Consider the following 12,047-nt stretch of genomic DNA (forward strand, 5'->3'; position numbering starts at 1 on the left):
CTTTCCTGTCACCGGAACCACCGGGTGGGGTCGGGCCGGCCGCGGGCACCCGGTGGGGTCAGGCCGGCCGCTGCAGGACCGTCATGCTCCGGTCCGTCAGGGTCAGCCGGTCCCCGGCCTGCACCTTGCGGCCCGCGCCCGGCGCCACCGGCTCCGGGTCGGCGGTGTCCACGACGACCTGCCACTGCCGCCCGTGGTCGACCGGCACCACGAACTCCAGCTCCTTGGGCGAGGCGTTGAACAGCAGCAGGAACGAGTCGTCGGCGATCCGCTCCCCGCGCGGACCCGGCTCCGAGATCGCGTTGCCGTTGAGGAACACCGACAGCGCCGAGGCCTGCGCCCGCTCCCAGTCCCGCTGGGTCATCTCCCCGCCCTCGGGGGTGAACCAGGCGATGTCCGACAGCTCGTCGTGGGTGCCCTCCACGGGCCGCCCGTGGAAGAAGCGCCGCCGCCGGAAGACGGGGTGCTCGCGGCGCAGCCGGGTGAGCGCGCGGGTGAAGTCCAGCAGCCCGCTGCCCTCCGCGGGCCAGTGCACCCACGCCAGCTCGCTGTCCTGGCAGTAGGCGTTGTTGTTGCCCCGCTGGGTCCGCCCGAACTCGTCCCCGTGGCTGATCATCGGCACGCCCTGGGACAGCAGCAGCGTGGCGACGAAGTTGCGCATCTGCCGGGCCCGCAGCGCCAGCACCCGCGTGTCCTCGGTCTCGCCCTCCGCGCCGCAGTTCCAGGACCGGTTGTGGCTCTCGCCGTCCCGGTTGTCCTCCCCGTTGGCCTGGTTGTGCTTGTCGTTGTACGCCACCAGATCGTGCAGGGTGAACCCGTCGTGGCAGGTCACGAAGTTGATCGAGGCCAGCGGACGGCGGCCGTCGTCCTGGTAGAGGTCGGAGGAACCGGTCAGCCGGGAGGCGAACTCCGCCAGGGTGCGCTGCTCGCCCCGCCACAGATCGCGCACGGTGTCCCGGTACTTGCCGTTCCACTCCGTCCACAGCGGCGGGAAGTTGCCGACCTGGTAGCCGCCCTCGCCCACGTCCCAGGGCTCCGCGATCAGCTTCACCTGGGAGACGACCGGGTCCTGCTGGACCAGGTCGAAGAACGACGACAGCCGGTCCACCTCGTGGAACTGCCGGGCGAGCGTCGCCGCGAGGTCGAAGCGGAAGCCGTCGACGTGCATCTCGGTCACCCAGTACCGCAGCGAGTCCATGATCATCTGGAGGACGTGCGGCGACCGCATGAGCAGCGAGTTCCCCGTGCCGGTCGTGTCCGTGTAGTAGCGGGCGTCGTCGGCCAGCCGGTAGTACTTCTGGTTGTCGATGCCCCGGAAGGACAGCGTCGGGCCCAGATGGTTGCCCTCGGCCGTGTGGTTGTAGACCACGTCGAGGATCACCTCGATGCCCGCCTCGTGCAGCGCCCGCACCGCCGACTTGAACTCCAGCACCTGCTGGCCCCGGTCGCCCCAGGAGGCGTAGGCGTTGTGCGGGGAGAAGAAGCCGATCGTGTTGTAGCCCCAGTAGTTGTTCAGGGCCATGTCGACCAGCCGGTGGTCGTTGACGAACTGGTGCACCGGCATCAGCTCCAGCGCCGTCACCCCGAGCCCCGTCAGATGCTCGATCACCGCCGGGTGCGCGAGGCCCGCGTAGGTGCCGCGCAGCTCCTCGGGCAGCCCCGGATGGAGCATCGTCAGCCCCTTCACATGGGCCTCGTAGATCACCGTGCGGTGGTACTCGGTGCGCGGCGGCCGGTCGTCGCCCCAGTCGAAGTACGGGTTGACCACCACCGACGTCATGGTGTGCGGCGCGGAGTCGAGGTCGTTGCGCCGCTCGGGGGAGCCGAACGGGTACCCGTACACCTCCTCGCCCCAGCGGACCGCGCCGGCGACCGCCTTCGCGTACGGGTCGAGCAGCAGCTTCGCCGAGTTGCAGCGCAGCCCGCGCGCGGGGTCGTACGGGCCGTGCACCCGGAAGCCGTAGCGCTGGCCGGGCATCACGCCCGGCAGATACGCGTGCCGGACGAACGCGTCGCTCTCCCGCAGTTCCACCGCCGTCTCCGAGCCGTCGTCGTGCAGCAGACACAGCTCTACTCGGTCCGCGGCCTCCGTGAAGACCGCGAAATTCGTGCCGGCGCCGTCGTACGTGGCGCCGAGGGGGTACGCCTCTCCAGGCCAGACCTGCATGAACCGACTCTTTCAGGTGTGCCGCCGAGCCGGGGGCGCCTTCGCGCCCGAGTCTCGCGGAAACTGATGGAACCGCCTTCGACTTACTGCCCTCTTACCTGTCGACCAGTGCATACGCCGGTCATACGGCGCGTGCCGCATTCAGTGGGGCAGACAGACGTACTCCCGGCAACAGGGGGAGTAGGGGGCAATTGTGCGCACGACAGTGCGCCGCCACCTGGGCAAGGTGGTGGCGGGTACGGCCATCGCAGTGGCTTCGACAGCCGTGATGGTCGCGATCACCCTGCCGGGGACGGCGGGGGCGGACGACAAGACAGGCGGCGGGACCGGGCAGAGCGCCGGGCAGACGGCGGCCGACGCGGCGGGCGGCTCGGTGCCCGCGGGTGTGGTCGAGGCCGCGCCCGACGAGGGCGAGAAGGGCAAGGGCAGCGACCCGCTCACGGACGACGAGATGAAACGGGCCGAGAGCGTCGCACTCAGCCGGCAGGCGTTCAACGCCGCACAGAACGTCGAGGGCGAGCGCGGCCCGCAGCGCCTCGGCGTGGAGCTCGCCGCTCCCGACGCCGGCGAACTCGACGACCCGGACGCGCCCCGGCGCGCCGACGTCACGTTCTACGACTACAAGACCGACACGGTCGTCACCAAGACCGTCAACCTCGACACCGGCAAGGTGGAGAACACCGGGACCCAGCGGGGCGTCCAGCCGCCGCTGAGCCCCGACGAGCAGAACGAGGCGGCGCGGGTACTCATCGCCGACCCGCTCGGCTCCGGCATGAAGGCCGACTACAAGGACGCCACCGGCAAGGAGCTCACCTCCCCGGATCAGCTGGAGCTCTCCAGCATGATCTACCGCTCGGTGCCGGGCGCCCAGCCGGCCGCACTCGACAAGTGCGGCGAGCATCGCTGCGTACGGCTGCTGCCGAAGGTGAAGAACGGTCCCTGGATCGACGCCCGGGCCTTCGTGATCGACCTCAGCGCCGGCAAGGTCGTCAAGCTCAACGGCTGACACCGCCCGCACCTCTCCACCCTTCCCACCCGTCATCTCCTGTCAGGGAGTCATGTCCTCATGCGCGTCATCAGAATGAGCCGTACCCAGAAGGGGGCGGCCTTCGGCCTGTCCCTGGCCGCGCTGGCCGCCGGCGCGACCGCCGGGGCCGGCCCCGCCGTCGCCCAGCCGAAGGCCGCGCCCGCGGCGGCGGCCGCCGCCGACTGCTCCGCCGCCTACCGCATCGAACAGAAGCTCTCCACCGGCACCACCTGGCGCATGTGCTGGCGCTACGAGGCCAAGTCCGGGCTCGTCCTGGAGAAGGTCTCCTACCAGCCGCCCGGCGAGACCAAGCCGATCCGCGTCCTCAACAGCGCCAAGATCGCCCAGATCCATGTGCCCTACGACGACGGCAAGAACGAGTACAACGACGTCACCGACTACAACTTCGGCTCCGGGCTGGTCAACCTGAAGCCCGCCGAGTGCCCCGGCGGCACCATCAAGACCATCAAGGTCCCGGAGACCGCCCCGGCCGACTCGAACGTCAAGGGCATGTGCACCACGACCCGTTCGCGCGGCCACGCCTACCGCATGCAGGCCGACAACAACAAGGTCTACCAGGCCCAGGGCAAGGACCTGCTGATCTACACGGTCAACAAGGTCGGCTGGTACGAGTACATGACCGAGTGGCGCTTCTCCGACGACGGCACCGTCAACATGAACGTCGGCGCCACCGGCAGCCTCTCGCCCTTCGACTACGACGCCGGCGACGGCCGCGGCTGGCCGATAGGCAAGGGCGCCCAGGCCAAGGCCACCAGCCACAGCCACAACGTCTTCTGGCGGCTGGACTTCGGCCTCGACGGCTCCTCCGCCACCAAGATCGAGCAGTACGACTCGAAGGTCAGCGCACCCGCGAGCGGCCAGCAGGGCCCGACCAACAAGACCACCCGCACGGCCGTCACCAAGGAACTCGCAGGCGACGCGAAGAACATGCGCTGGTGGCGCGTGGTCAGCGCCACCGGCAAGAACAAGGACGGGCACGCGCGCAGCTACGAACTCGTCCCCGGCGCCACCACCAAGTACTCCGGACGCAGCTTCACCAAGCACGACGTCTACTTCACCGAGTACAACAAGTGCGAGATGTATGCCAGCAACAACCCCCTCAACTGCGGTACGGGACACCCGAAGGCCGTCGACGGGTGGGTGAACGGGCAGACCCTCAAGCACCCCGTGGTCTGGGTGAACGTGGGCTTCCACCACATCGCCCGTGACGAGGACCAGCAGCCCATGCCGGTCCACTGGCAGGGCTTCTCCATCGCCCCCCGGGACGTCACGGCCATGAATCCGCTCACACCGTCCGCGCTCAAGGACGAGAACGGCATCCCGCGCAACGGCGGTTGAGAAACGACCTGCCCATCCGGCTGCACCGCCGACCGGTCCCGGAGTACCCTTCCTTGATCGTTGAGACGGGGAGAGCTCGGGGGAGCGGAAGGCGGTGCTTGGGTGGGCTCGGGAGGGCTGGAGCTGCCCCCTGGTGACGAGGGTCACGAGGGGAACTCCACAGACGTCCCGCCCGGAACGGTGTCCCTGGCCCGGCCGATGGAGACCAACGCCATCGGCCCGGAGCTGGACTGGGACGCCGACGCCTGGCGCGAGGTGCGCACCCGCGCCCAGCGGGCCGGCCGGGCCTACATATGGCTGAACCTCGTCGAACAGCGGCTGCGCGCCGTGGTGGCCGCCGTGCTGCGGCCCATCTACGAACCCGTCCACGGCGACGAATGGGTGGTCGCCGCGGCCGGACCCGCAGGCCAGGAATGGGTGCAGCGCGCCGTCGCGGTCCGTGAAGTCAGCCGTCGCAAGGGCTACTTGCTCGACCCGGCCGACGACAACGTCATCTCCTTCCTGACGTTGCCCCAGCTGCGCGAGCTGATGGTGCAGCACTGGCCGTGCTTCGAGCCCTACCTCGACGACCGCCGGGACGTCGAACTCGCCCTGGACGAGCTGGAGGTGACCCGCAACGTCGTCTCGCGCAACCGGGCGCTCTCCGAGGCCGTCCTGGGCCAGGCCGAGCGGGCCTCTGCGCGGCTCCTTGAGATGCTCGGCACCGGCGGCGACGTGCCGTCCGCGCGCCGGCTGCCGGTGGACGCGGTCGAGGACCTCGTCGGCGACCGGTACGCGGACGTGGTCGCCGTCCACCCCGACCGGGTCCGGCTGCTGCGCCAGTTCCCCGCCGAGGACATCTTCGACGGCTCGCGCCGTATCGACGGCATCGGCATCGGCCTCAACCTGCTGGTGCAGAACTTCTCCGGCCGCCGGCTGGTCCGCCTCGCCGAGGCGGGTGCCCGGGTCCGGCTGCTCTTCCTCAACCCGGCTTCCAGCGCGGTCAAGCGCCGCGAGCGCGAACTCGGGATGAAACGGGGCGAACTCAGCCGCTCGGTGGAGATGAACATCCTCCATATGCGGCGGGTCCGCTCCCGGCTGCGCGACCCGGGCGCCTTCCAGATCCAGGTGTACGACGAGACGCCCCGCTTCACGGCCTACCTCGTGGACGGCGACGGCACCGACGGCGTCGCGGTCGTCCAGTCCTATCTGCGGCGCATGCGCGGCATGGAGGCGCCGGTGCTGGTGCTGCGCGGCGGCAACCGGGTGGTCAAGCCGGGCGAGGTGGACGAAGGGGGTCTTTTCGCGGCCTACCGCGAGGAGTTCGAGCTGGCCTGGGCTGATTCGCGCCCCGTGTCCTGATTCGTCACCGTATTCCGCCGGTCCGGGATGCCCCCTGGGAGTGGTGGGCGCGACGCGGCCCCGTGATTGTCAGTGCCCCGTGCGAAGGTGGAGGCCACAGGGGGAAAGCACCACCGAGAAGGGGGGCCGTCATGGCCTGGTACCGGGAGCTGCTCGTCGGCTTCGACCTGGAGACGACCGGGACGGATCCGCGCGAGGCGCGCATCGTCACGGGCGCCGTGATCGAGGTCGGGGACGGACAGGTCCTCGGACGCAAGGAGTGGCTGGCGGACCCGGGCGTGGAGATCCCGGCCGACGCGGTCGCCGTGCACGGGATCAGCAACGAGCGGGCCGCCGCCGAGGGCGCCCCCGCCGACCGGGTCGCGGACGCGATCGCCGACGTCCTCACGGGCTACTGGCGCACCGGCGTCCCGGTCGTCGCCTACAACGCGACCTTCGACCTGACCCTGCTCTCCGCCGAACTGCGCCGCCACGGCCTGCCCTCCCTGCGCGACCGGCTCGGCGGACTCGATCCGGCGCCGGTCGTCGACCCGTACACCATCGACCGCTGGGCCGACCGCTACCGCCGCGGCAAGCGCAACCTCGAAGCGGTCTGCGCCGAGTACGGCGTCACCCTCGACTCCGCCCACGACGCCTCCGCCGACGCCCTCGCCGCCGCCCGGCTGGCCCGCGCGATAGCCGTCCGCCACCCCAAGATCGGCGCCCTCGGCCCGGCGGAGCTGCACCGCCGCCAGATCGAGTGGTACGCGGACTGGGCGGCGGACTTCCAGAGCTTCCTGCGCCGCAAGGGCGAGACGGACGCCGTGGTGGACGGCACCTGGCCGGTCCGCGAGCCGGCCGACAGCCCCGCCGTCTGACCCGCGCTCAGAAGGGATACCAGCGCACGGCCGCGTCCCCGTCCCGCAGCGACGCCACCCTGCGCCCGAACTCCGTCAGGGCCTGGGGGTCGGCCGGAGCGTGCTGGGCGACCCAGGCACAGCTCGCCGTCTCCCGGGCCCCGCGCAGCACCGCACAGCCCGCCCACTCCCGTACGTCCCAGCCGTAGGCCGCGGTGAAGGAGTCGTAGGCGTCGGCGGGCAGCCCGTAGCGGTCGCGGGAGAGGGCCATCACCACCAGATCGTGCTCCCGCAGATCCGCCGAGACGGTCTCCAGGTCGACCAGGACCGGACCGTCGGGGCCCACGTGCACGTTGCGCGGCAGCGCGTCGCCGTGGATCGGGCCCGGCGGCAGCCGGGGGACCAGTGCGGCGGCGGCCGCCGCGAAGCCGTCGCGGCGCTCGCGCAGATACGCCGCGTCCGCCGGGTCGATCGCGTCACCGGCGAGCCGCAGCCAGCGCTCCACCCCGGACAGCAGATCACGGGGCGGCAGACCGAAGGAGGGGGTGGGCAGGGCGTGCACCGACCGCAGCAGTTCGGCCAGATCCCGCGGCTCGGCGGGCCGTACGGCATCGGGCAGCCGGTGCCACACCGTCACCGGATGCCCCTCCACCAGCAGCGGCTCCGCCTCGGCCGCGCGGACGGCGGGGACACCGGCCTCCGCCAGCCAGGCGGCGATGTCCAGCTCGCGCCGCGCCCGGTCGAGGAGTTCGGCGTCCCGGCCCACCTTCACCACCAGGTCACCGGCGGCGAACACCGCGTTCTCCCCCAGGGCGAGGAGCCGCGCGGCCCCCGCCGCAGGGGGCAGCACCCCCGCTTCGGCCAGTACGTCCCGCGCCCTTGCCTCGTCCACCGTCCGCCTCCGTGTCCTGGGTCGATTCCGGCCAGTCTCGCATTCCCCCAGGCCGGGCCCGGTGCGCGCGCCCTTGACGGGATGCCGGACCTTTCCGACCATGAACACGCCAATCGGGTCGGGCAAAGGGGGTGATTCCGTGACAGGAGTGCCGGAGGCCGGGCGGCGGCCCTCGCGCCGCGCCCTTGATCGCGGCTCCTGGTTCCTCGTGCTGCCCGCCCTGATCCCCCTCCTCGTCCTCAGCGCCGGCCCGCTGCTCTACGGGATCCTGCTGGCGTTCACCGACGCGCAGTCGGGCCGGACCGCCGCGACCCGGTGGATCGGCGCCCTCAACTTCCAGGACCTCCTGCACGACACCCTCTTCTGGGAGTCGTTCCGGATCGGCCTCGTCTGGGCGGTCGGCGTGACCGTGCCCCAGTTCCTGCTCGCCCTCGGCCTGGCCCTCCTCCTCGACCAGGACCTACGCCTGCGGTGGCTGGCCCGCGCGCTCGCGATCGTCCCCTGGGCGATGCCCGAGGTCGTCGTCGGCATCATCTGGCGGCTGGTCTACCAGCCGGACGCCGGCCTCCTCAACGAGACCCTGCGCGACCTCGGCCTGGGCGACGGCCGGGACTGGCTCGGCGGACTCGGCACCGCCCTGCCCGCGGTGATCGTCGTCGGCGTGTGGGCGGGCCTGCCCCAGACCACCGTCACCCTGCTCGCCGGGCTGCAGAACACCCCGCGCGAACTCCATGAGGCGGCGGCGGTGGACGGCGCGGGCGCCTGGCGCCGCTTCCGCACGGTCACCTGGCCCGCCCTCCGGCCCGTCGCCCTCGCGATCACCGCGCTCAACCTCATCTGGAACGTCAACTCCTTCGCCCTGGTCTACGTGCTGACCAGCGGCGGCCCCGGCGGCAAGACCCGGCTGCCGATGCTGTTCGCCTACGAAGAGGCCTTCCGCTACGGCCAGTTCGGGTACGCGGCGGCGATGGGCTGTGCGCTGGTCGCGGTGATCGCGGTGCTCCTGGCCGTCTTCCTGGTGGGCCGGCTGCGAGGAGGTGAGGACGTGTGAAGACCCGTACCGGCGTCCGCGTCGGCCAGTACGCGGCCCTGCTCGCCTACCTGGCCCTCCTGGCCTTCCCGCTCCTCTGGCTGCTCTCCACGGCCTTCAAGTCCCCGACCGAACTGGGCAGTCTGCACCCCACCTGGATCCCACGGCACCCGACCCTGGCCAACTTCCGGAAGGCCTTCGACGAGCAGCCCCTGCTGCGTGCCGGCCTCAACTCCCTGCTCGCCGCGCTCGGAGCCGCGCTGATCGCCGTACTCCTGGCGACCCCGATGGCGTACGTCATGGCCCGCCGCCGCTCGGCGCTGTCCCGGGCCGCCACGGGATGGGTGCTGGTCAGCCAGGCCTTCCCGTTCGTGCTGGTGATCATCCCGCTGTTCCTGGTGCTGAAGAACCTGCGGCTGATCGACTCCCTGCCGGGGCTGGTGATGGTGTACGTGGTGTGGGCGCTGCCGTTCGCGCTGTGGATGCTCGTCGGCCATGTCCGGGCGGTGCCGGTCGAGCTGGAGGAGGCGGCGGCCGTCGACGGGGCGGGACGGCTGCGGACGCTGGTGTCGGTGACGGCACCCCTGCTGGCGCCCGGGATCGTGGCGACCGCGCTGTTCGCCTTCGTCACCGCCTGGAACGAGTTCTTCTTCGCCCTGGTGCTGCTGAAGACACCGGAGAAACAGACCCTGCCGGTCGTCCTCACCCACTTCATCGGGGCGGAGGGCGTGGCCGACCTGGGACCGCTGGCGGCGGCCGCGTTCCTGGCCACGCTGCCCTCCCTGGTCGTCTTCGCGCTCCTCCAGCGGCGGATCACGGGCGGCATGCTCGCCGGGGCGGTGAAGAGCTGATGCGCACCAGGATCACCCCGGCGCTCGTCGCCCTCCTCCTGCTGCTCGCGGGCTGCGCCTCGTCGTCCCGCACCGGTGGTCCGATCACCCTCCGCTTCCAGTCCCTGGCCTGGCAGCAGGAGTCGGTCGCCGCCACCAAGAAGCTGGTGCAGGAGTGGAACGCCACGTATGCCGACGTCAAGGTCGAGTACGTCCAGGGCAGTTGGGACAGCGTCCACGACCAGCTGCTCACCTCCTTCGAGGGGGGTGAGGCTCCGGACATCATCCACGACGCCTCCGACGACCTCGCGGACTTCGCCCACGGCGGCTACCTCGCCGACCTGACCGGTCTGCTGCCCGCGCGGCTCACGTCCGACATACCGCGGCGCAGCTGGGAGACCACCACGTTCGGCGACGGCGTCTACGGCGTGCCGTTCCTCCAGGAGCCGCGCGTACTGATCGCCGACGCCACCCGGCTCGCCGAGTCCGGCGTGCGCATCCCCACTCCCGAACACCCCTGGACCTGGGCCGAGTTCAGACAGGTCGCGAAGCAACTCAGCGGCGACGGCAGGTACGGTGTCGCCTGGCCGCTCAAGGAGCCCGTCTCCGCCACGCTCAACCTGTCGTTGTCGGCGGGTGGACGGCTCTTCCACCGGGGCGCGGACGGCAGGGTGACCGTGCGCTTCGAGGCCGCCGACGAGGTCGTGCCGCGCACCGTCCACGACCAGGTCGACGTGGACCACAGCGCACCGGCCTCGACGCTGGGCAGCGGCGGCTCGGACACCCTGCCCGGCTTCTTCGGCGGCAGGTACGCGATGGTCCCGCTCGGCTTCTCCTACCGCCAGCAGATCGCCCGGCAGGCGCCGAAGGGCTTCGACTGGCAGGTGCTGCCCGCCCCGGCCGGTGACGGCGGACTCGCCCAGGGCGTCAGCCCGCAGACCCTGTCCGTGGCCGAGGACAGCCCGCACAAGAAGGAGGCCGTGGCGTTCCTCGACTTCCTGCTCCGGCCCGCGAACATGGTCCGTCTCGCGCTCGGCGACTGGATGCTGCCCACCGGCACCCAGGCCCTGAAGGACCCCGCCCTGCACACCGCGAAGGACGGCTGGGCGACCGGTACCGCCCTCGCCGCCCACCTGGTCCCGGCGCCCGCGCAGTCCGTGCGCGGCTATCCCGAGTGGAAGGACAAGGTCGCGACTCCGGCCTTCCAGGAGTACTACAGCGGCGCCCTCGACCTCGACGGACTGCGCACCCGGCTGGAGCGGGACGGCAACCTCGTGCTCGCCCGCTACCAGCGCTGACCGGCACCGCCGTAATTCGATTGAACGAGACGTATCGTCTCGCCTAGCCTCGTCGGCATGACAAGTCGCGCCCATGTCGCCATGTTCTCCATCGCCGCCCACGGCCATGTGAACCCCAGCCTGGAGGTGATCCGCGAACTCGTGGCGCGGGGCCACCGGGTCACCTACGCCGTTCCGCCCGCCCTCGCCGAGAAGGCCGCCGCCACCGGCGCCGAGGTCCGGCCCTGGCACTCCACCCTGCCCTCGCCCGACGACGACCCCGCCGCCTGGGGCAGCACCCTCCTCGACCACGTGGAACTCTTCCTCGACGACGCCGTCCAGGCCCTGCCTCAGCTCGTCGAGGCCTACGACGGGGACACCCCCGACCTCGTCCTGTACGACATCACCGCCTACCCCGCCCGCGTCCTCGCCCACCGCTGGGGCGTCCCCGCGATCTCCCTCTCGCCCAACCTCGTGGCCTGGGAGGGGTACGAGGAGGAGGTCGCCGAACCGATGTGGGCGGAACCCCGGCAGACCCCCCGGGGCAAGGCCTACTACGCCCGCTTCCACGCCTGGCTGGAGGAGAACGGCATCACCCGGCACCCCGACGCCTTCGTCGGCCGCCCCGACCGCTCGATCGTCCTGATCCCGAAGGCGCTCCAGCCGCACGCCGACCGGGTCGACCCGAGCGTGTACCGCTTCGTCGGCGCCTGCCAGGGGGACCGCGCGGCCGAGGGGGAGTGGACCCGGCCCGCCGGAGCCGAGAAGGTCGTCCTCGTCTCGCTCGGCTCGTCCTTCACCAAGAGGCCCGCCTTCTACCGGGAGTGCGTGCGCGCCTTCGGCGAACTGCCGGGCTGGCACCTGGTCCTCCAGGTCGGCCGGCATGTGACCGCCGACGACCTCGGGGCCGTACCGGGAAACGTCGAAGTGCACCCGTGGGTCCCGCAGCCGGCGGTCCTGCGGCAGGCCGACCTCTTCGTCACGCACGCCGGCGCGGGCGGCAGCCAGGAGGGACTGGCCACCGCGACACCGATGATCGCCGTACCGCAGGCCGTGGACCAGTTCGGCAACGCGGACATGCTGACCGGGCTGGGGGTGGCGCGGCGGCTGGACACGGAGGAGGCCACCGCCGAGGCGCTGCGGGAGGCCGCCCTCGCGCTCGTCGACGACCCCGAGGTCGCCCGCCGGCTCCGACGGGTCCGGGCGGAGATGGCCGAGGAGGGCGGCACCCGGCGGGCCGCCGACCTCATCGAGGCCGAACTGGCCGCCCGGCGCCGGTAGTCCGCGC

The 12,047-nt window shown here is 71.6% G+C and carries 9 protein-coding genes and 1 pseudogene; 8 read left to right on the forward strand and 2 right to left on the reverse strand.

Annotated elements, in window-relative coordinates; all coding sequences use genetic code 11:
- Nucleotides 1–58: 58 nt before the first annotated feature.
- Nucleotides 59–2,167, reverse strand: a complete 2,109-nt coding sequence (gene glgX / locus ABZ490_RS27540) for a glycogen debranching protein GlgX (RefSeq protein ID WP_358995246.1) — start codon at nucleotides 2,165–2,167, stop codon at nucleotides 59–61.
- A gap of 193 nt (nucleotides 2,168–2,360) precedes the next feature.
- Between glgX and ABZ490_RS27545 the strand changes: the two genes are divergently transcribed.
- From ABZ490_RS27545 to ABZ490_RS27560, 4 genes are all read left to right on the forward strand, one after another.
- Entirely contained in the window at nucleotides 2,361–3,173 is an 813-nt protein-coding gene (locus ABZ490_RS27545; protein WP_358995249.1) for a Tat pathway signal sequence domain protein, read from the forward strand.
- Nucleotides 3,174–3,233: 60 nt separating this feature from the next.
- The gene (locus tag ABZ490_RS27550; RefSeq protein WP_358995252.1) at nucleotides 3,234–4,553 is read left to right on the forward strand and encodes a copper amine oxidase; all 1,320 of its coding nucleotides are present in this window, start codon (nucleotides 3,234–3,236) and stop codon (nucleotides 4,551–4,553) included.
- A 102-nt stretch (nucleotides 4,554–4,655) separates the two neighbouring features.
- Complete coding sequence (locus ABZ490_RS27555; RefSeq protein ID WP_358995255.1) at nucleotides 4,656–5,894, forward strand: SAV2148 family HEPN domain-containing protein; 1,239 nt, start codon at nucleotides 4,656–4,658, stop codon at nucleotides 5,892–5,894.
- A 131-nt stretch (nucleotides 5,895–6,025) separates the two neighbouring features.
- A complete protein-coding gene (locus tag ABZ490_RS27560; RefSeq protein WP_358995258.1) occupies nucleotides 6,026–6,751 on the forward strand; it encodes a 3'-5' exonuclease in 726 nt (241 codons plus the stop codon).
- 7 nt (nucleotides 6,752–6,758) lie between these two features.
- On the opposite strand, the gene ABZ490_RS27565 is transcribed toward ABZ490_RS27560, so the two are convergent.
- Entirely contained in the window at nucleotides 6,759–7,622 is an 864-nt protein-coding gene (locus ABZ490_RS27565) for an aminoglycoside phosphotransferase family protein (protein ID WP_358995261.1), read from the reverse strand.
- Between the two features lie 139 nt (nucleotides 7,623–7,761).
- On the opposite strand from ABZ490_RS27565, the gene ABZ490_RS27570 reads away from it, so the two are divergent.
- The 4 genes and pseudogenes from ABZ490_RS27570 (at nucleotide 7,762) to mgt (ending at nucleotide 12,040) form a co-directional block, all read left to right on the forward strand.
- Nucleotides 7,762–8,673 carry a sugar ABC transporter permease gene (locus tag ABZ490_RS27570; RefSeq protein ID WP_358995264.1) on the forward strand — a complete coding sequence of 304 codons (912 nt, stop codon included), beginning with the start codon at nucleotides 7,762–7,764 and terminating at the stop codon, nucleotides 8,671–8,673.
- Nucleotides 8,670–9,503 carry a carbohydrate ABC transporter permease gene (locus ABZ490_RS27575; RefSeq protein WP_358995267.1) on the forward strand — a complete coding sequence of 278 codons (834 nt, stop codon included), beginning with the start codon at nucleotides 8,670–8,672 and terminating at the stop codon, nucleotides 9,501–9,503. The genes ABZ490_RS27570 and ABZ490_RS27575 overlap by 4 nt, the downstream gene beginning before the upstream one ends.
- Nucleotides 9,503–10,780 (forward strand): sugar ABC transporter substrate-binding protein, encoded by a 1,278-nt coding sequence (locus ABZ490_RS27580; RefSeq protein WP_358995271.1) that lies wholly within the window; start codon nucleotides 9,503–9,505, stop codon nucleotides 10,778–10,780. Before ABZ490_RS27575 ends, ABZ490_RS27580 begins: the two co-directional genes overlap by 1 nt.
- Nucleotides 10,781–10,794: 14 nt before the next feature.
- Nucleotides 10,795–12,040: pseudogene (gene mgt, locus ABZ490_RS27585) on the forward strand (macrolide-inactivating glycosyltransferase).
- Nucleotides 12,041–12,047 lie beyond the last annotated feature (7 nt).

Source organism: Streptomyces sp. NPDC005811, assembly GCF_040630405.1.
In the GTDB taxonomy this organism is placed as follows: domain Bacteria; phylum Actinomycetota; class Actinomycetes; order Streptomycetales; family Streptomycetaceae; genus Streptomyces.

Bases quoted from the DNA above. Each gene is read 5' to 3' on its own strand.
- glgX (WP_358995246.1), bottom strand. From the start codon at position 2,167: ATGCAGGTCTGGCCTGGAGAGGCGTACCCCCTCGGCGCCACGTACGAC.
- ABZ490_RS27550 (WP_358995252.1), top strand. From the start codon at position 3,234: ATGCGCGTCATCAGAATGAGCCGTACCCAGAAGGGGGCGGCCTTCGGC.
- ABZ490_RS27560 (WP_358995258.1), top strand. From the start codon at position 6,026: ATGGCCTGGTACCGGGAGCTGCTCGTCGGCTTCGACCTGGAGACGACC.
- ABZ490_RS27580 (WP_358995271.1), top strand. From the start codon at position 9,503: ATGCGCACCAGGATCACCCCGGCGCTCGTCGCCCTCCTCCTGCTGCTC.